14 protein-coding genes and 1 pseudogene are annotated in these 19659 nt (G+C 69.1%); 8 read left to right on the top strand and 7 right to left on the bottom strand.

The window, feature by feature from the left end; all coding sequences use genetic code 11:
- Positions 1-14 precede the first annotated feature (14 nt).
- Entirely contained in the window at positions 15-632 is a 618-nt protein-coding gene (gene purN, locus IDM45_RS08585; protein WP_209422462.1) for a phosphoribosylglycinamide formyltransferase, read from the bottom strand.
- Between the two features lie 52 nt (positions 633-684).
- Between purN and IDM45_RS08590 the strand changes: the two genes are divergently transcribed.
- The 3 genes from IDM45_RS08590 (at position 685) to IDM45_RS08600 (ending at position 3815) form a co-directional block, all read left to right on the top strand.
- Positions 685-1395 (top strand): YceH family protein, encoded by a 711-nt coding sequence (locus IDM45_RS08590; RefSeq protein ID WP_209422463.1) that lies wholly within the window; start codon positions 685-687, stop codon positions 1393-1395.
- Between the two features lie 96 nt (positions 1396-1491).
- A complete protein-coding gene (locus IDM45_RS08595) occupies positions 1492-2673 on the top strand; it encodes an acyl-CoA dehydrogenase family protein (RefSeq protein WP_209422464.1) in 1182 nt (393 codons plus the stop codon).
- 26 nt (positions 2674-2699) lie between these two features.
- Positions 2700-3815: an acyl-CoA dehydrogenase family protein gene (locus IDM45_RS08600; RefSeq protein ID WP_209422465.1), complete on the top strand. Its 1116-nt coding sequence runs from the start codon at positions 2700-2702 to the stop codon at positions 3813-3815.
- Positions 3816-3902: 87 nt separating this feature from the next.
- On the opposite strand, the gene IDM45_RS08605 is transcribed toward IDM45_RS08600, so the two are convergent.
- Positions 3903-4460, bottom strand: a complete 558-nt coding sequence (locus IDM45_RS08605; RefSeq protein ID WP_209422466.1) for an HNH endonuclease — start codon at positions 4458-4460, stop codon at positions 3903-3905.
- Between the two features lie 147 nt (positions 4461-4607).
- Between IDM45_RS08605 and IDM45_RS08610 the strand changes: the two genes are divergently transcribed.
- The 3 genes from IDM45_RS08610 (at position 4608) to lspA (ending at position 9143) form a co-directional block, all read left to right on the top strand.
- Positions 4608-5642 carry a bifunctional riboflavin kinase/FAD synthetase gene (locus IDM45_RS08610; protein ID WP_209422467.1) on the top strand — a complete coding sequence of 345 codons (1035 nt, stop codon included), beginning with the start codon at positions 4608-4610 and terminating at the stop codon, positions 5640-5642.
- 118 nt (positions 5643-5760) lie between these two features.
- On the top strand, positions 5761-8616 hold the full coding sequence (gene ileS / locus IDM45_RS08615; protein ID WP_209422468.1) for an isoleucine--tRNA ligase: 2856 nt from the start codon (positions 5761-5763) through the stop codon (positions 8614-8616).
- A complete protein-coding gene (lspA, locus tag IDM45_RS08620) occupies positions 8616-9143 on the top strand; it encodes a signal peptidase II (RefSeq protein ID WP_209422469.1) in 528 nt (175 codons plus the stop codon). Before ileS ends, lspA begins: the two co-directional genes overlap by 1 nt.
- 25 nt (positions 9144-9168) lie before the next feature.
- Here the strand turns inward: lspA and IDM45_RS08625 are convergent, their stop codons facing one another.
- Positions 9169-10842, bottom strand: a complete 1674-nt coding sequence (locus IDM45_RS08625; protein WP_209422470.1) for a methyl-accepting chemotaxis protein — start codon at positions 10840-10842, stop codon at positions 9169-9171.
- A 227-nt stretch (positions 10843-11069) separates the two neighbouring features.
- Between IDM45_RS08625 and IDM45_RS08630 the strand changes: the two genes are divergently transcribed.
- The gene (locus tag IDM45_RS08630) at positions 11070-12740 is read left to right on the top strand and encodes a Na/Pi cotransporter family protein (RefSeq protein WP_209422471.1); all 1671 of its coding nucleotides are present in this window, start codon (positions 11070-11072) and stop codon (positions 12738-12740) included.
- Here the strand turns inward: IDM45_RS08630 and IDM45_RS08635 are convergent.
- Positions 12731-13723 carry a bile acid:sodium symporter family protein gene (locus IDM45_RS08635; protein ID WP_209422472.1) on the bottom strand — a complete coding sequence of 331 codons (993 nt, stop codon included), beginning with the start codon at positions 13721-13723 and terminating at the stop codon, positions 12731-12733. The genes IDM45_RS08630 and IDM45_RS08635 overlap by 10 nt on opposite strands.
- Positions 13724-13862: 139 nt before the next feature.
- A pseudogene (locus IDM45_RS08640) lies at positions 13863-14845 on the bottom strand (quinone oxidoreductase family protein).
- A 112-nt stretch (positions 14846-14957) separates the two neighbouring features.
- On the opposite strand from IDM45_RS08640, the gene IDM45_RS08645 reads away from it, so the two are divergent.
- A complete protein-coding gene (locus IDM45_RS08645) occupies positions 14958-15869 on the top strand; it encodes a DMT family transporter (RefSeq protein ID WP_209422473.1) in 912 nt (303 codons plus the stop codon).
- Here the strand turns inward: IDM45_RS08645 and IDM45_RS08650 are convergent.
- Positions 15866-18547, bottom strand: a complete 2682-nt coding sequence (locus IDM45_RS08650; protein ID WP_209422474.1) for a bifunctional diguanylate cyclase/phosphodiesterase — start codon at positions 18545-18547, stop codon at positions 15866-15868. The two genes, IDM45_RS08645 and IDM45_RS08650, sit on opposite strands and share 4 nt — an antisense overlap.
- Complete coding sequence (locus IDM45_RS08655; protein WP_209422475.1) at positions 18544-19644, bottom strand: TRAP transporter substrate-binding protein; 1101 nt, start codon at positions 19642-19644, stop codon at positions 18544-18546. The genes IDM45_RS08650 and IDM45_RS08655 overlap by 4 nt, the downstream gene beginning before the upstream one ends.
- Positions 19645-19659: the final 15 nt, after the last annotated feature.

Genomic DNA, 19659 nt, shown 5'->3' on the forward strand with positions numbered 1-19659 from the left:
GGGCCAGGGACTGTTCAGCGCAGGCAGCTGGCGCCAGCGCCCTGCCCATCCTCGCCGCACCGCAGGAAGGCCAGGATGGCGCGCGGGTAGATCTGGTGCTCCTGCTCCAGCACGCGCGCCGCCAGCGTCTGGGCGCTGTCGCAGGGCAGCACCGGCACCACGGCCTGCTCCAGGATGGGGCCGACATCAAGCTCCGCAGTGACCTCATGCACCGTGCAGCCGGCCACCTTGCAGCCGGCATCGATGGCCCGCTGGTGCGTGTCCAGGCCCGGGAAGGCCGGCAGCAACGAGGGGTGGATGTTCAGCAGCCGGCCCGCGAAGCGCTCGACGAAGATCGGTGTCAGCACGCGCATGAAGCCGGCCAGCACCACCAGCGCCGGATCGTGGGCTGCCACGGCCTGGGCTAGCGCGGCGTCGAAGTCCTCGCGCGTGGCGTAGGCCTTGTGATCGAGCACCTGGGTGGCGATGCCCAGCCCCTGCGCCAGGGCCAGGCCGCCGGCGCCGGGGCGGTTGCTGATGACGGCAGCGATGCGGATGCCGTGGCGCTCCTGCCAGTCCTGCTGCTGCGCGGCGCGCACGATGGCGGCCATGTTGGAGCCGCCGCCGGAGATCAAAATCACGATGTTCTTCATCGCTGCGGATTATCCGTGCGCCCTCGACCCGCCTTTTTGCCTGCCTCTTGCCATGCCATTCGACAGCCGAACCCAGCCCCTCTCCCCCGTGCAGGCGCGTGTGCTTGCCACCCTGATGGAAAAGTCGCGCACCGTGCCCGACAGCTATCCGCTGACCTTGAACAGCTTGCTGGCCGGCTGCAACCAGAAGTCCAGCCGCGAGCCGGTCATGCAGCTGAGCGAGGCCGAAGTGCAGGAGGCGCTCGATGAGTTGCGCCTGCGCGCCCTGGTGGTGGAGATCGGTGGTGCGCGCGTATCGCGCTGGGAGCACAACTTCATGCGCGGCGTCGGCGTGCCCGAGCAGTCTGCCGTGCTGCTGTCGCTGCTGATGCTGCGCGGGCCGCAGACCGCCGGCGAGCTGCGCATCAATGCCGAGCGCTGGCACCGCTTTGCCGACATCTCCTCGGTCGAGGCCTTCCTGCACGAACTGGCCGAGCGCAGCGACGAGCGCGGCGGGCCGCTGGCGCTGCTGCTGCCGCGCGCCCCCGGCGCCCGCGAGAGCCGCTGGGCGCAGCTGCTGGGCGGGCCGGTGGACATATCGGCCCCGGCCTCCGACCAGTCGGCGGCCAGCGCCGCTGCGGCACTCGCGCCAGACCCCGCACTGTCCGCCCGCGTGCAGGCCCTGGAGGCCGAAGTCTCCGCCCTGCGCGCCACGCTGGCCGATGTCTGCCAGCAGCTGGGCATCGCCCCAGCCGAGCCGGCACACCTGCCGCCTGCCGCGTGATGGCAAGCCGGTGATGCCCAGGCCTGTCCCATCCCGGACAGGGCTGGGCCGAACACCCGTGCTAAAACCTGCGCCTGCAAAGGAGACGCGACACATATGGATCTCGCATTCACACCCGAGGAGCAAGCCTTCCGCGCCGAAGTGCGCGAGTGGGTACGCAGCCACCTGCCGCCCGAGCTGGCGCACAAGGTACACAACGCCCTGCGCCTGACACGGGACGACTTCCAGAGCTGGGCCAGGACGCTGGGCAAGAAGGGCTGGCTGGGCTACGGCTGGCCCAGGCAGTTCGGCGGCCCGGGCTGGAACGCCGTACAAAAGCACCTGTTCGAGGAAGAACTCGCCATGGCCGGCGCGCCGCGCATCATGCCGTTCGGCCCGGTCATGGTGGCGCCCGTCATCATGGCCTTCGGCACGCCCGAGCAGCAGCAGCGCTTCCTGCCCGGCATCGCCAGCGGCGAGGTCTGGTGGAGCCAAGGCTACAGCGAGCCGGGCGCCGGCTCCGACCTGGCTAGCCTGAAGACGCGCGCCGAGCGCGTGGGCGACAAGTACATCGTCAACGGCCAGAAGACCTGGACTACCATGGGCCAGCACGGCGACTGGATGTTCAACCTGGTGCGCACCAGCAGCGAAGGCAAGCCGCAGACCGGCATCTCGTTCCTGCTGCTGGACATGAAGTCGCCCGGCGTCACCGTGCGGCCCATCAAGCTGCTGGACGGCGAGTGCGAGGTCAACGAGGTCTTCTTCGACAACGTCGAAGTGCCCGCCGACCAGCTCATCGGCGAGGAAAACAAGGGCTGGACTTACGCCAAGCACCTGCTGGCGCACGAACGCACCAACATCGCCGACGTGAACCGCGCCAAGCGCGAACTGGAGCGCTTGAAGCGCATCGCCCGCACCGAGGGCGTATGGGACGACCAGCGCTTTCGCGACCAGATCGCCCTGCTGGAAGTGGACATCGTGGCGCTGGAGATGCTGGTGCTGCGCGTGCTGTCCATGGAAAAAAGCGGCAAGAACCCGCTCGACATCGCCGGCCTTTTGAAGATCCGTGGCAGCGAAATCCAGCAGCGCTACAGCGAGCTGATGATGCTGGCCGCCGGGCCGTTCGCCCTGCCCTTCATCGAAGACGCCATGGAGGCCGGCTGGCAAGGAGACTTCCCTGGCGGCGAAGTCGCCAACGCGCCGCTGGCCTCGACCTACTTCAACCTGCGCAAGACCACCATCTACGGCGGCAGCAACGAAGTGCAGCGCGAGATCGTCGCAAAGACCGTACTGGGCTGACCCGGCGACGGCGAAAGGACACGAACATGGATTTCGATTTTTCCGAAGACCAGCAGCAACTGCGCGACGCCGTGCGCCGCTGGGTGGACAAGGGCTACAGCTTCGAGCGCCGCCGCGCCATCGTGGCCGCTGGCGGCTTCGACCGCAGCGTGTGGAACGAGCTGGCCGAGCTGGGCCTGACCGCGCTCACCGTACCCGAGGCGCACGGCGGCCTGGGCCAGGGCACGGTGGACGCCATGGTGGCGCTGGAGGAGCTCGGGCGCGGCATCGTGCTGGAGCCGCTGGCCCAGGCCTTCATCGCCACGCGCGTGCTGGCCGACTTCGCTGCCCAGGAGGTGCAGGGCCAGTGGCTGCCGCGCATCGCCAGCGGCGAGGCCCTGGTGGTGCTGGCGCAGCACGAGCGCGGCGCCCGCTACCGCCTTGACGCTTGCAAGGCAAAAGCGGCGAAAACACAGGCAGGACATTCGCTGACAGCTAGCAAAAGCATAGTGCCGGCAGGTGACCAGGCGGATGCCTTCATCGTGCCGGCGCAGCTCGATGGGCAGCTGGCGTTGTTCCTGGTCGAGCGCAGCGCGCCGGGCGTCGCCACGCGCGGCTATGTGACCCAGGACGGCAGCCGCGCCGCCGAGGTCACGTTGCACGACACACCGGCCACGCTGCTCACGGCGGACGGCCTGGCCGCGCTGGAGCTGGCCGTGGATGCCGGCATCGCCGGCGCCTGCGCCTATGGCGTGGGCACCATGGAGCAGACGCTGGCCCTCACCGCCGACTACCTGAACCAGCGCAAGCAGTTCGGTGTGCCGATTGCCAGCTTCCAGGTGCTGCGCCATCGCTCGGCGGACATGAAGATGCAGCTCGAATTGGCACGCTCCATGAGCTATTACGCCAGCCTGAAGCTGGGCGAGGAGCCGCTTGAGCGCCGCCGCGCCCTGTCGCGCGCCAAGGTGCAGCTGGGGCAGTCCATGCGCTTCGTCGGCCAGCAGTCGGTACAGATGCACGGCGGCATCGGCGTGACCGACGAATACATCGGCAGCCACTACTTCAAGACGCTGACGCAACTGGAGATGGCTTGGGGCGACACGCTGCACCACCTGGGCGAAGTGTCCGAGCGGATGCAGGAGACGGCTGGGGTGTTTGCCTGATCGGGTGACCCAGTGACCCATGCGCTGCATGGGCGAAAAACCGCGCTGGCCAGCGCGGTTTTTTTTGGGCCGCCGGTCGATGGCCGCTCAGCTCAGCAGCCGCGACGACCTGGGCACGTGCGCCAGCAGGAACTCCATCTGGTCGGCCAGGATACGCCGGTTGCGCAGGATGAAGTCCTCCCACAGGCTGGGCACATAGGGCGCATACAGCAGCGGCATGTGCGCCTGCTCGGGCGTGCGCGGGCCTTTGCGGTGGTTGCAGGCACGGCAGGCGGTCACCACGTTCATCCAGTGGTTCTGCCCGCCGCGTGCCACCGGGGCGATGTGTTCGCGCGTCAGGTCGGTTTCGTGGAAATGCCTGCCGCAGTAGGCGCACAGGTTGCGGTCGCGGGCGAACAGTTTGCTGTTGGTGAGGCTGGGGGTCTGCTCGAAGGGGTTGATGCCCGGCGCGCCGCGCGTGCCGATGATGCTGGAGATCGCAATGCGCGACTGCTCGCCCGTGACCGCGTTGTGCCCGCCGCGAAACACCGCCACACTCGCGCCCAGCTCCCAGCGCACGTCGCCGGCGGCGTAGTGCGTGGCGGCATCTTCCAGCGTGATCCACGATTGCGGCAGCCCCTGGGCCGACAGCTTCAAGACCTTCACAGCAAGCCTCCAATGCGAAAGAGCGCGGCAGGCGCGCAGCCACGAAGCACCGGCGCCACTTGGCGCACAATATACCCCTTTCAAGCCAAATAGCCCCCCAGCCCTTGGCAGTCAAGCGCTGGCAGCTATTAAAAAAGAAGCAAGACGATGAACATCTTCCGAGGTTTTCAGCATCCCGGCGTGGCGCCCGGGTGTGCCTTGACCATCGGCAACTTCGACGGCGTACACCGTGGCCACCAAGCCATGCTGGCGCTGCTGGAGGCCGAGGCGCGCCAGCGCGGCGTGCCCAGCTGCGTGCTGACCTTCGAGCCGCACCCGCGCGACTACTTCGCCAAGCAGCACCAGCGCGCCGACCTGGCCCCGGCGCGCATCGGCACGCTGCGCGACAAGCTGTGCGAACTGGCACGCTGCGGTGTGCAGCAGACCGTGGTGCTGCCCTTCAACGAGCGCCTGGCACGCCTGTCCGCGCAGGACTTCATCGACCAGGTGCTGGTGGCCGGCCTGGGCGCGCGCTATGTGCTGGTGGGCGACGACTTTCGCTTCGGCAGCCAGCGCGCGGGCGACTATCGGGTGCTGGATGCGGCGGGCCAGGCGCGCGGCTTCGACGTGGCGCGCATGAACAGCTACGAGGTACACGGCCAGCGCGTGTCCAGCTCCGCCGTGCGTGCCGCCCTGGCCGCCGGCGACATGGACGAGGCGGCACGCCTGCTGGGCCGGCCCTATGCGATCTCCGGCCATGTCGTGCATGGCCGCAAGCTGGGCCGCGAGCTGGGGCGCCGCGGCGACGGCAGCGGCGGCTTTGCGACGCTGAACCTGCGCTTTGCCCACTGGAAGAGCGCCGCCAGCGGCATCTTTGCCGTGCTGGTGCATGGCCTGGCGGACGCTCCGCTGCCCGGCGTGGCCAATCTGGGCGTGCGCCCATCGCTCGATCCGGGCGATGTCAACGGCGGGCGCGTGCTGCTGGAGACACACTGCCTGGACTGGCCGGCGCACCTGGGCGCGCAGGGGGGCTACGGTAAAATCATCCGGGTGGAACTGCTGCACAAACTGCACGACGAGCGCAAGTACGACAGCCTGGAGGCCTTGAGCGCCGGCATCGCACGCGACTGCGCCGAGGCGCGCCAGTGGTTTGCCGCCAGCCACGCCGAAACCCGTCGCCAGACCACGCGCGACCGAATTTGACGGGGCCTTGGCGCCCTCCCCTGCCCTGCCGCACGGCCTGCCGCCGCTGCGGCTTGCTTTTTTCGCCCCGCACCATCCCTCGCGGGCCGCAGAACACCCATCAAGGCCTGAAAACCCCATGTCCGAACCCAACGCCAAGCCCGCCGCCGCAGGTGGCTATCGCAGCACCTTGAACATGCCCGACACGCCGTTTCCCATGCGCGGCGACCTGCCCAGGCGCGAGCCGCAATGGGCGCGCGAGTGGGACGAAAAAGGCATCTACAGGCAGCTGCGCGATGCCCGCCACGGCGCGCCGAAATTCATCCTGCACGACGGCCCGCCGTATGCCAACGGGCAGCTGCACATCGGTCACGCGGTCAACAAGATCCTCAAGGACATGATCGTCAAGGCGCGCCAGCTGGAGGGCTTCGACGCGCTCTACACGCCCGGCTGGGACTGCCACGGCCTGCCCATCGAGAACGCCATCGAAAAGCTCCATGGCCGCAACATCCCGCGCGACGAGATGCAGGCCCGGGGCCGGGCCTTTGCCACCGAGCAGATCGCCCAGCAGATGCAGGATTTCAAGCGCCTGGGCGTGCTGGGCGAGTGGGACAACCCCTACCAGACCATGAATTTCGCCAGCGAGGCCGGCGAGCTGCGCGCGCTCAAGAAAGTCATGGAGCGCGGCTTCGTCTATCGCGGCCTGAAACCCGTGTACTGGTGCTTCGACTGCGCCTCGTCGCTGGCCGAGTTCGAGATCGAGTACCAGGACAAGCAAAGCCAGACGCTGGATGTCATGTTCCCGGTCGCTGAAGCCGACAAGCTCGCCGCCGCCTTCGGCCTGGGCGCATTGGCCAAGCCCGCATTCGCCGTCATCTGGACGACCACCGCCTGGACTATCCCCGCCAACCAGGCGCTGAACGTCAACCCCGAGCTGGAGTACAGCCTGGTGGACACCGAGCGCGGCCTGCTGCTGGTGGCATCGGCCCTGGTGCAGCAGTGCCTGGCGCGCTGGGGTATCGCGGGTAGCGTGGTCGCCAGCGCCCTGGGGCAAAAGCTCGACCACATCAACTTCAGGCACCCGCTGGCGCACGTGGATGCAGCCTTCGACCGCTTCTCGCCCGTGCTGCTGGCCGACTACGCCACAGCCGAGGACGGCACTGGCATCGTGCATTCGGCCCCGGCCTACGGCGTGGACGACTTCAACTCCTGCGTGGCCGACGGCCTGCGCTACGAGGACATCCTGAACCCGGTGCAGGGCAACGGCGTCTATGCGCCCGACCTGGGCCTGTTCGGCGGCCAGCACATCTGGAAGGCCGTGCCGGTCATCATCGATGCGCTGCGCGTGGCCGACCGGCTGCTGGACAGCAAGACCATCAGCCACAGCTACCCGCACTGCTGGCGCCACAAGACGCCCGTGATCTACCGCGCTGCCGCCCAGTGGTTCATCCGCATGGACGAGGGCGAGGGCGTGTTCACCGACCCGGCGCAAAAGCCCGAGCGCACGCTGCGCCAGATCGCACTCGAAGCCATCGAGCACACCAGCTTCTATCCCGAAAATGGCCGCGCCCGACTGCGTGACATGATCGCCAACCGCCCGGACTGGTGCATCTCGCGCCAGCGCTCGTGGGGCGTGCCGCTGCCGTTCTTCCTGCACCAGGAAACCGGCGAGCTGCACCCGCGCACCATGGACATCCTGGATCAGGCCGCCGCCATCATCGAAGCCGGCGGCATCGAGGCCTGGAGCCGGGTGAGCACCGAGGACATCCTGGGGCCTGAGGATGCGCCGCATTACCTGAAGAGCACCGACATCCTGGAGGTCTGGTTCGATTCCGGCTCCACCTTCTGGCATGTGCTGCGCGGCACGCACGCCGGAATGCACCACGACGAAGGCCCAGAGGCCGACCTGTACCTGGAAGGCCATGACCAGCACCGGGGCTGGTTCCACTCGTCGCTGCTCCTGGCCAGCGCCATCTTCGGGCGCGCGCCGTACCGGGGCCTGCTCACGCACGGCTTCACGGTGGACGGCCAGGGCAAGAAGATGAGCAAATCGCTGGGCAACACGGTGTCGCCGCAGGAGGTCAGCGGCAAGCTGGGCGCGGAGATCATCCGCCTGTGGTGCGCCTCGACCGACTACTCGGGCGATCTGGCCATCGACGACAAGATCCTGGCGCGCGTGGTGGATGCCTACCGGCGCATCCGCAACACACTGCGCTTCCTGCTGGCCAACGTCAGCGACTTCGACCCGGCAGCCGACGCGGTGGCCACCCAAGACCTGCTGGAGATCGACCGCTGGGCGCTGGCGCGCGCCGCGCAGTTCCAGGCCGAGGTGCTGGCGCACTATCAGGTCTATGAGTTCCATCCGGTCGTGGCCAAGCTGCAATTATTCTGCTCGGAAGACCTGGGCGGCTTTTACCTGGACGTGCTCAAGGATCGCCTCTACACCACGGCACCCAAGTCACTCGCCCGGCGCAGCGCGCAGACGGCGCTGTACCAGATCACCCACGCCATGCTGCGCTGGATGGCGCCGTTTTTGTCCTTCACGGCAGAAGAAGCCTGGAAGGTCTTCGGCCATTCGGCATCGATTTATCTGGAGACCTTCACCCCCCTGCCCGCCGGCGACGAGGCCCTGCTCGTCAAGTGGCAGCGCCTGCGCGAGATCCGCGACGTGGTGAACAAGGAGATCGAGACCGTGCGCGCCGCTGGCACCGTGGGCTCGTCGCTGCAGGCCGTGGTGCGCCTGGCCGCAGCGCCCGAGGATCACGCCCTGCTGGCCAGCCTGGGCGATGACCTGAAGTTCATCTTCATCGTCTCCGCTATTGAATTGGTAGCTGGTGACGCGCTCCAGGTCAGCGTTTCAGCCAGTTTTGACCAGAAATGCGAGCGCTGCTGGCACTGGCGTGCCGACGTCGGCCAGGACGCGCAGCACCCCACACTGTGCGGGCGCTGCACCAGCAACCTCCACGGCGCGGGCGAGGCCCGGCTGCACGCCTGATGGCGCGCGCGGCAGGCAAGGCGGCGGGCGGCAACGCCCGGCTCTGGCCCTGGCTGGCCTGGGCGCTGATCATTTTCCTGGCCGACCAGTTCACCAAGACGCTGATCCTGGGCTACTACCAGCTGGGCGACGCCACGCCGGTGACGGGCTTTTTCAACATCGTGCGGGCGCACAACACCGGCGCGGCGTTTTCCATGCTGGCCGACGCCGGTGGCTGGCAGCGCTGGCTGTTCACCGGCATCGGCGTGGCGGCAGCCGGCTTCATCCTGTGGCAGCTGCACCAGCACCCGCAGCAAAAGCTGTTTGCCTTCGCTCTGTCCAGCATCCTGGGCGGGGCCATCGGCAACGTGGTCGATCGGCTGCAGCACGGCTACGTGGTGGATTTTCTGGACTTCCACTTCAGCTTTCTGTCCGGCCTGTTCTACCGGGGCCACTTCCCCGCCTTCAACCTGGCCGACGTGGGCATCAGCGTGGGCGCAGCCTTGCTGATCCTGGACGAGCTGCTGCGCCTGCGCAAAGGCTCCTGAGCACAGTGCCTGCCGGGCGCTGCCCTCAGCCGGGCAGCAGCTCGGCCCGGTCTTCCTGCACTGCTGCCGGGGCACTGCCCGGGCGCAGCGGCGGCGCGGCAACCGGCGCCAGGGCCGGGCCGGCGCTGTCCTGCGTCAGCCGGAAGGTGGCGGCCAGCGCCGCCAGCTGGCGCGCCTGATCCTGCAGTGAGTCCGAGGCCGCCGAGGTCTGCTCGACCAGCGCGGCGTTTTGCTGCGTCACGCCGTCGAGGTGCGCCACCGCCTGGTTGATCTGCGCCAGGCCCTGCGACTGCTCGCGGCTGGCCAGGGCGATCTCATCGACCAGCTGCGCCACGCGCCCGATCACGCTGACGATCTCCTGCATGGTGGCGCCGGCGTCGCCGACCTGGGCGCTGCCGGCCTCGACCTGGGCCACCGAGTCGGAGATCAGCGCCTTGATCTCGCGTGCCGCCTCGGCGCTGCGTCCGGCCAGGCTGCGCACCTCGCCGGCCACCACGGCAAAGCCCCGGCCCTGCTCGCCGGCGCGCGCCGCCTCCACCGCGGCGTTCAGCGCCAGGATGTTGGTCTGGAAGGCAATGCCGTCGATCACGCCGATGATGTCGGCCACGCGGTGCGAGGCGCTGGCGATGCCCTGCATGGTGTTGACCACCTGGTTCATGGCCGAGCCGCCGCGCTGCGCCACGGTCGTGGCCTGCGCCGCCAGGCGACTGGCCTCGTGGGCGCTGTCGGCGTTGTGCTGCACCGTGCCCGACAGCTCTTCCGTGGCCGAGGCGGTCTGCTCCAGCGCGCTGGCTTGCTGCTCGGTGCGCGCCGACAGGTCGCGCGTGCCGGCGGCCACCTGCGTGGAGGCGCCGGCAATCGCCCCGGCGCCGCCGCTGACCTGGCCGACCACGCGGTTCAGGTTGCCGCGCATGGTCTCCATCTGCCCCAGCATGGCGCCGATCTCATCGCTGCCGCTGACTTCGATGCGCCGGGACAGGTCGCTGGCGGCAATCGCCGCTGCCGCCTGGTTGGCCGAGCGAAAGCCGCGCACCAGCCGCCCCAGCAGCGCCAGGCCCAGCAGCGACGCCGGCAGGCCCAGGATGAAGGTGGCTGCGGCAAAGATCCACAGCGCCAGCTCGTAGCGCTGCTGCGCCGCCCGGTAGGCGGTGTCGGCCTGCTGCATCTGGTAGGCGCGGTACTGCACCGCCGCCTGCACCATGGCCTCACCCTCGGTGCGCCCGGCGCGCAGGAAGCGCTCCATGACCTCCGGCGAGTAGTCGCCGCCGCGCACGGCCTGGGCCGCCGCGTCCAGCTCAGCCACCCAGGCGGCGCGCGTGCGCTGCAGCGCCTGCACCAGGGGCTGCTCCTGCGCGTCGCCGCTGGCCGCCTCGATGACCTTGAGCGCCTCGGAGATCTTGCTGCGGTTGGCTGCGAGCGCTCTCAGGTGGTCTTCCACCGGGTGCTGGTGAATGGCAGCCAGCGGCCCGTCAGGCGCGTGCTGAAAGGCCAGCAGCACCTGCATACGGTTTTGCACTGCCAGGTTCTCCACGTCGCCCGCCTTCAGGCCCAGGGCCATGGCGTGGTCGTGCAGCATCTTCAGGCTGTCGCGCGACGAGGCCAGCCCCCACAGGCTGATGGCGACAACCGCCGCGCCCGAGAGCCAGAACGCAGCCAGGACAACAATGAAACGATGGGTGATACGCAGCCGATTCCACATGAGGCAAGTCCTTGAGCCGGAGAAAACGATGGCTTGATGTTACGGGCTGTTGCAGCCTACACGCTCCCCACAGGGCAAATCCCCAGGAAAGGCTTGCACTACCCGCCCGGTGCAGCACTGCGGCAGGACTGGCGGTACCAGCGCTGCGGGCATCTCTGCCGGGGTTATGCTGGAGTGTTTCGCCCCAACCCCTGCCGCATCCTGCCTCTCGCGTCCGCCTGCTGCCCATGAAACACCTGCTGAACCTGCTCGCCGCCGTTGCCCTGTTGGTCTGGGGCACGCACCTGGTGCGCACGGGGGTGCTGCGGGTCTTTGGCGCCAAGCTGCGCACGCTGCTGGCGCGCAGCCTGGGCAACCGCTTCACGGCGGCGCTGTCGGGCATCGGCGTCACGGCGCTGGTGCAGTCCAGCACGGCAACGTCGCTGATGACGGCCTCCTTCGTCGGCCAGGGCTTGATCTCGCTGCCGGCGGCGCTGGCCGTGATGCGCGGCGCCGACATCGGCACAGCCATCATGGCCATGCTGTTCGCGCAAGACCTGTCGTGGCTGTCGCCGGTCTTCATCTTTGTCGGCGTGGTGCTGTTCATCACCCGCCAGGCCAGCACCGCCGGGCGCGTGGGCCGGGTGTTCATCGGCCTGGGGCTGATGCTGCTGGCGCTGGAGCGCGTGGTGCAGGCCACCGAGCCCATGATGGCCTCGCCCATCACGCAGATGCTCTTGACCAGCCTGGCCAGCGACCTGTGGATGGAGATCGTGATCGGCGCGGTGCTGGCCATCGTGTCGTACTCCAGCCTGGCCGTGGTGCTCCTGATTGCCGCCATGGCCGACACGCATGTCGTGCCGCTCGGGATGGCGCTGGGCATGGTGCTGGGCGCCAACCTGGGCAACGGCCTGGCCGCCGTGCTGACCATGGCGCGCTCCAGCGTCGAGGTGCGCCAGGTGACGATTGGCAACATGGTCTTCAAGATCCTGGGCGTCGCGCTCATGGCGCCCTTCATCGAGCTGTGGATCGCGCACGTCGAGCCGCTCCTGCCCGGCACGGCGCACAGCGTGGTGCTGTTCCATCTGGCCTACAACATCATCATCAGCGTCGGCTTCATCGGCTTTACCGACTGGGTGGCGCACTGGGTGGCGCGCCTTTTGCCCAAGCCCGCGGGTGCGCAGGGCAGCCGCGCGCACCACCTCGATCCCTCGGCGCTGGCCACGCCGTCGCTGGCCATCTCGTTTGCCGTGCGCGAGGCGCTGTACCAGGCCGATGTGGTCGAGACCATGCTGCTGGGCATCCCGGACGTGATCCGCAACAACGACGAAGACCTGGCGCAGCGCCTGCGCTGCATGGACGACGAGGTGGACGAGCTGTACTCGTCCATCAAGTACTACCTGACCAAGATCTCGCGCGACGACCTGGGTGAGGAAGAGTCCCGCCGCTGGGCCGACATCATCAGCTTCACCATCAACATGGAGCAGATCGGCGACATCATCGAGCGCGTGCTGCAGGACATCGAGGAAAAGAAGATCAAGAAGGGCCGCCAGTTCTCCGAGGCCGGCATGGCCGAGATCACCGAGCTGCACCAGCGCCTGGTCAGCAATCTGCGCCTGGGCATGAGCGTGTTCCTGAACGGCAACGTGCGCGACGCGCAGCGGCTGCTGGAGGAGAAAGTGCATTTCCGCAACCTGGAGCGCGCCTACGCCACCAGCCATCTGATGCGCCTGTCGGATCGTGCCGTCAACAGCATGGAGACCAGCTCGCTGCACATCGACCTGATCAGCGACTTGAAGCGCATCAACTCACACATCAGCTCGATCGCCTATCCCATCCTGGAGTCCGCCGGCGTGCTGGCGCCCAGCCGGCTGAAGAACCCCCGCGCCCACGCCGAGCCGCTGGACGATCACCCCTGAGCCGCCACTGTGGCCGCACGGCCTTGCCGGGCGTAGCGCTGCGCCAGCACCGCGCAGACCATGAGCTGCATTTGGTGGAAGACCATCAGCGGCAGCACGATGGCGCCGGCGGCCTCGGAGTCGAACAGCACCTTGGCTATGGGCACGCCGCTGACCAGGCTCTTTTTCGAGCCGCAAAAGACGATGGTGATCTCGTCCTCGCGCGCAAAGCCCAGGCGCCGCGACAGCCAGGTGGTGAAGGTGAGCGCCAGGCCCAGGATCACCGCGCACACCACCAGCAGCCCGGCCAGCGCCGGCAGCGGCAGCAACTGCCACAGCCCGCCCGCCACCGCCGCACTGAAGGCCGTATAGACCACCAGCAGCACCGAGCCCTGATCGACGTATTTCAGCGCCGCCGCGTGGCGGCCCATGAAACCGCCGATCCAGGGCCGCAGCAAGTGCCCAGCGGCAAAGGGCAGCATCAGCTGCACCATGATGCGCAGGATGCCGGCCAGCACATCCTGCCCGGCGCTGCCGGCCTGCGGCAGCACCACGCTGACCAGCACCGGCGTGATGAAGATGCCCAGCAGCGTCGAAGCCGAAGCGCTGCACACGGCCGCCGCCATGTTGCCGCCGGCCACCGCCGTGAAGGCAATCGCCGACTGCACGGTGGCCGGCAGCACGCACAGGAACAGCACGCCGACATACAGCTCGGGCGTGACCAGCGGCGCCAGCACCGGCTGCAACGCCAGCCCCAGCAACGGAAACAGCGCAAAGGTGCAGCCCACCACCAGCAGATGCAGCCGCCAGTGCCCGATGCCGGCCAGCACCGCCTGGCGCGACAGCTTGGCGCCGTGCATGAAGAACAGCAGCGCCACCACGCCGACGGTGACGTGCTCCAGCAGCGCGCCCATGCTGCCGGTCGCAGGCAGGATGCTGGCCAGCGCCACGGTGCCCAGTAGCGCCAGGGTGAAGTTGTCGGGAAGCAGACGGGAGCGGGCCATACGCGCAGGGAAAGCGGTGAAATTTAGATGAAATCCGCCTCAAACCCTTACCAGGCAAGCGATTACAGCTATATAAAAAATAGCTAAAAATACTTGCCTGCCTGCCGTGCGGCGCAGGCGTGAGGACACGCAGGCGCGCTCAGGCCAGCGTCAGGATGGTCGAGCCGGTGGTCTTGCGCGCCTCCAGGTCGCGGTGCGCCTGCTGCACCTGCTCAAGCGGGTAGCGCTGCTCGATATGGATCCTGACCTGCCCGCTGGCCACGACATCGAACAGCTCGTCGGCCATGGCCTGGGTGGCCGCGCGCGAGGTGATGTGCGAGAACAGCGTCTGGCGCGTGACGTACAGCGAACCCTTGGCCAGCACGCTGGGCGCAAACGGCGGCACCGGCCCGAGGCATTGCCGAAACTGGCCATCAGGCCGAAGGGGCGCAGGCAGTCGAGCGACTTGTCCCAGGTGTCCTTGCCCACCGAGTCATAGACCACCTTGACGCCGCGCCCGCCGGTGATGTCCTTGACGCGCGCAGCGAAGTCCTCCTGCCGGTAGTTGATGGCGTGCGCCGCACCGTTGGCCAGCGCCAGGCGGCACTTGTCGTCGCTGCCGGCAGTGGCGATCAGCTGCAGGCCCAGGGCGCGCGCCCACTGGCAGGCGATCAGGCCGACGCCGCCGGCAGCGGCGTGGAACAGCACGTGATCGCCCGGCTGCAGGCCCTCCACGGGCCGGGTCTTCTTCAGCAGGTATTGCGCCGTCAGGCCCTTGAGCATCATGGCCGCGCCGGTCTCGAAGTCGATGGCATCGGGCAACTTGCACACATTCATGGCCGGCAGCACGCGCGCTTCGCAATAGCTGCCCGGCGGGTTGCTGGCGTAGGCCACGCGGTCGCCCTCAGCCAGATGCGCGACGCCCGCGCCCACGGCCTCGACCACGCCGGCGGCCTCCATGCCGATGGTCGCCGGCATGGGCAGCGGATACAGGCCGGTGCGGTGATAGACGTCGATGAAATTCAAGCCGATGGCGTGGTGGCGGATGCGCACCTCGCCCGGGCCGGGCTGGCCGACCTGGACATCGACGAGTTGCAGCTCTTCGGGGCCGCCGTGCTGGCGGATCTGGATGGCACGGGTCATGGGTCTGGTTCTCCTGTCTGGGGTGTGGCATGGGCGGCGCGCGCCCTTGCAGGGCCGGCATGGTGCCACGAGCGCTGCGCCGGCGCCGGCCCGGGGTTACAGTGGCGCCCCCATGCCTGACCACCGCCCTGCCCTCACTTCCCAGACCGCCCTGCTGCTTGCCACCGCCCCGCTGATGTGGGCCGGCAATGCCGTGGTCGGGCGCCTGGTGCATTCCATGGTGGCGCCGGTGGCGCTGAATTTCCTGCGCTGGGTGATCGCCTTTGCCCTGCTGGCGCCCCTGGCCTGGCGCGTGCTGCGCCCGGGCAGCAGCCTGTGGCCGCACTGGCGGCGCTACTGCCTGCTGGGCCTGCTGGGCATAGGCAGCTACAACGCGCTGCAGTACATGGCGCTGCAGACGTCCTCGCCGCTGAACGTCACGCTGGTCGGCTCGGGCACGCCGATCTGGATGCTGCTGCTGGGCCGGCTGCTGTTCGGCGTGCCGGTGTCGGGGCGGCAACTGGCCGGGGCGCTGGCCTCGGTGGCCGGCGTGCTGCTGGTGCTCTCGCGCGGCAGCTGGCAGGAGCTGCTGGCGCTGCGCCTGGTGCCGGGCGATCTGTACATGGTGCTGGCCACGCTGGCCTGGGCGCTGTACAGCTGGCTGCTGGTGCGCACCGACCAGCCGGCAGGTCTGCGCGCCGACTGGGCGGGCTTTTTGCTCGCGCAGATGGTCTTCGGCCTGATGTGGTCAGGCGCCTTTGCCGGCGTCGAGTGGTCGCTGGGCATGCGCCGCTTCGAGTGGAGCTGGCCGCTGGCGGCGGCGCTGGCCTTCATCGCCATCGGCCCGGCGCTGCTGGCGTATCGCTGCTGGGGCCTGGGCGTACAGCGCGCCGGGCCGGTGGTCGGGGGCTTTTTCATCAACCTGACGCCGCTGTTCGCCGCGCTGCTGTCGGCTGCGTTTCTGGGCGAGTTGCCCCGGCCCTACCACGCGCTGGCCTTCGTGCTGATCGTGGGCGGCATCGTGGTGTCGTCGCGGCGCAGCTAGGGTGCAGCGGCGCCCTGGCGCACCAGCACCTCGAACTGCTCCACCGGCATGGGCCGCGCCAGCAAAAAGCCCTGGTAGGTGGTGCAGCCGTGCGCGGCCAGGAAGTCGTGCTGCTGCTGCGTCTCCACGCCCTCGGCCACCACGTCCAGCTCCAGATTGCGCGCCATGCCCAGGATGGTCTGCACCACCACCTCGTCGCTGTGGCGCTCGCCCAGGTACTGCACGAAGGAGCGGTCGATCTTCAGCCGGTGCAGCGGCAGCCGCGTCAGATAGGCCAGCGACGAGTAGCCGGTGCCGAAATCGTCCACCACGAAACGCACGCCCCGGGTGCGCAGCTGGTGCATCTTGTCGATGGATTCGGCCACGTTCTCCAGCACCAGGGATTCGGTCAGCTCCAGCTCCAGCAGGTGCGGGCGCACGCCGGCCTCGGCCATGCAACCCATGACCATGGGCACGAAGTCGTCCTGGCGGAACTGCCGGGCGCTGACGTTGACGCTCAGGCACAGCTCGCGCAACTGCGGCTCACGCTGCCAGCGCCCCAGCAGGGCGCAGGCCGTGGCCAGCACCCAGCGCCCAATGGGCACGATCAGCTCGCTTTCCTCGGCCACGGCGATGAACTGCGCCGGCCCCACCAGACCGCGCTGCGGGTGCTGCCAGCGCAGCAGCACCTCGGCGCCCACCACCCGCCCGGCGCCATCGAACTGCGGCTGCAGGTACAGGCGCAGCTGATCTTCGGGCAGCGCCTGCTTGAGGTCGGCCACCAGCTGCGCCCGCTCGCTCAGCGCCTGCTGCATGGATGGCGCGAAGAAGCACACGGCGTTGCCGTGCTCCGACTTGGCCTCGTACATGGCGATGTCGGCCTGCTTGAGCACATCGGTGGCCGTCTGCGGCTCCTGGCCGAACAGGGCCGCACCGATGCTGGCGCTGCTGTGGTGGACATGCCCGTCCAGGGCGTAGGGCTGATTCAGGCTGGCCAGCACCTTCTCGGCCACGCCGCGCGCCTGGGCCTGCGCCGTGTCCGGGTGGCGATCCAGGCGCAGCAGCACGATGACGAACTCGTCGCCACCCAGGCGCGCCACGACATCGCCGGCGCGCACAGCGCCCTGCAGGCGCCGCGCCACCTGGCCCAGCAGCAGGTCGCCGACCTCGTGCCCCAGGGTGTCGTTGAGCGTCTTGAAGCGATCTAGATCGATGAACAGCACCGCCCCATGCAAGCCGGTGCGCAGCGCATCGGCGCCAGCCTGCTCGATGCGCTGCAGCAGCAGGCGCCGGTTGGCCAGGCCGGTGAGCGGGTCGTAGAAAGCCAGGTGCTCGACATCGGCAGCCGCCTGGTGCAGCTCGGTCACGTCGTGGTAGAGGATGACCACGCCGCCATCGGGCGTCGGGCGCTCGGTGATCTGCACGATGCGCCCGGTGGGCAGGTGCTGCTCCAGCGGACTGTCCGCCGCCTGCTGGTGGCGCAGGCGCTCCTCGACCCAGGCGGCCTTGGCCTCGGCGCTGGCGCCGGGCAGGTGGTAATGCACGGTGGCCTGCAGCAGCCGGCGAAACGGCAGGCCCGGCTCCAGCAACGGCGCCAGCCAGGGGAAGAACTCCTCGAAGCGAGTGTTCCACTGCACCAGCAGGCCATCGCGATCGAGCAGGACAAAGCCGCTGACCATGACCCCCAAGGCCTGGTCGAGCAAGGCCTTGGAGCGCGCCAGGGCGCCGCGCGCCAGATCCATCTGGCGGGTGTGCAGGGTGGCCAGGGCGCCGGCCAGCACCAGGCTGGCAATCAGCAGCAGCGTGGCCGCCGTGCTCAGGCGTGCCAGCGCCGCCCAGTCGGCCAGGGCGGCGGTGCGCGGCAGGCTGGCCGTGACCCACAGCCCGTCATACATCAGCGCGCGGGCGCTGACCAGGCCGGGCCGGGCGCGCAGCCGGGTGTACCCCTGCGGGGCACTGGCCGGCGCGCCAGGCGCGTCCTGCAGGGCCAGGCCCTCCTGGACGTGGCTGCGCTCATCCAGCCCACGCTCGGGGTCGAGTCCGATCAACAGTTCACCCGTGCTGCGCTCCAGGGTCAGCTCGACCTGGCTGGGCGCCAGGCCCTGCATGAGCACCGCCGCCAGCGCCTCGACCGGTATCTGCGCCGTCGCCAGCAGCCGGCGCCCATCGGGCAGGCGCAGCGGGCGGGCTACGGGCAGCACCTGCTGGACGCCATCGGCCCCCGGTACCGGGTTGCCCAGCAGCAGGCCGGGCAAGGCCTGCGCCAACGCCTGCCGGACGAATTCCGGTGCCGGCAGTCCGCTCGGGGCTGCGCCACCCGGCTCGTCGAAGGCGACGATGGGCCGGCCCGCATCGTCCAGCAGCATGACGTGGCGCAGCATCAGGTTCTGCCGCGCCACCGCTGCCAGCGCCGGCGCCCGGGCCTGCTCGTACAGGCTCTGCCCGGCGGGCCGGGGCTCGCCCAGCAGCTCCTCGAAGGTGGCCAGCAGCACATCCACCGCCAGCAGGGTGCGGTTCATGCCGACCTCGGCGCCCCGGGCCAGGCGTGCCACCCCGGCCCGGCTATCAGCCAGATCGGCGCTGCGCTGCTTGTACAGCAGCACCAGCACGCTGCCTGCCAGACCGGCGATCAACAGACCCACCAGCACCCAGATCGCCAGATACAGCCGGCGCCCGTGGAGATGCAGCGCACTTCTCATGGTTCGGGGGGCAGCTCGATGCCGTGTATTGGCCCCATGGTGCTGCGCCACAGCTCGGCGCAGCGCGCGCCGCAGCGCTCCAGCCAGCGCGGCAGCACGCTGGTGCGCACCACCTGCCGGCGCAATTGCTCATCCTGCACACTGGCAGCCACCAGCTTCATGGTGCCGCGCTGGCCGCGCGTGCAGCTGGCCTGGCCGGTATTGCAGGCTAGGCCCTGGGCCGTCTCTTCCTCGGCACTGTGCCAGATGGCCGCCTCCAGCCGGGGCAGCTGCACCTGCAGCAGCTCACGCAGGTCAGCCGGCAGCGCCTGCCAGGCTGCGCGGTTGGCGCCGAAGATGGCCAGCCCCCAGGTGATGGGCATGGCGTGCAGGTAGCGCGTGTGCTGGTGCAGGCTCAGGGCATTGCCGGACATGGTGCCGGTGATGGCGCAGTCCAGCGTGCCGGCCTGGATGCTGGGCATGAACTGGGCAAACGCCAGCAGGCGCGGCTGCGCGCCCAGGGCAGTGACGAAATCGCCCTGCGCCGCCGAGGACACCCGCACCAGGCGCCCGCGCAAATCCTGCAGCCCGCGCAGGTGCGCCCGGCAAAACAGCACCTGCGCCGGATAGACGTAGATGGCCAGCGGCTCCACGCCGTGCTCGCGGCGCAGCGCCTGCTCCAGCGCCGGGCGCGCCGCCGCCAGCGAGGCGCGCAGCGTGGCCATGTCCGGGTTCAAGCCAGGCAGGTCGGCTGCCGTGTAGTGCGGCTGCTGGGCCGACAGCGAACTCATCAGCACTGTGCCAAGAGGGACGACGCCGAGCTGCAGCAGGCGCAGCATGTCTGCACCCGGCACGCCGGCGCGGTCGAAGGCGACGATCTCGGCGCTGTAGCGCCCACCGCTCAGGCGCGCCAGATCGGCCGTCCAGAAGGGTTTTTCCAGATGCGTGAACTGGGTGACACCGGCCAGGCCGCCGACGACGCGCAGCTTGAGCGGCACCGGCTGCTGGGCCTGCACGCCGACCGCCAGCGCCAGCAACGTCCCCAGGACAAGCTGGCGGATGCTGGCTGCTGCAGCCTGCGCGGCAGTGCCGCAAGAGCGTGCGATGGACTGCAGCATGGTGGCCTCCTGGGG

This window comes from Melaminivora jejuensis (assembly GCF_017811175.1).
Lineage (GTDB): Bacteria > Pseudomonadota > Gammaproteobacteria > Burkholderiales > Burkholderiaceae_C > Melaminivora > Melaminivora jejuensis.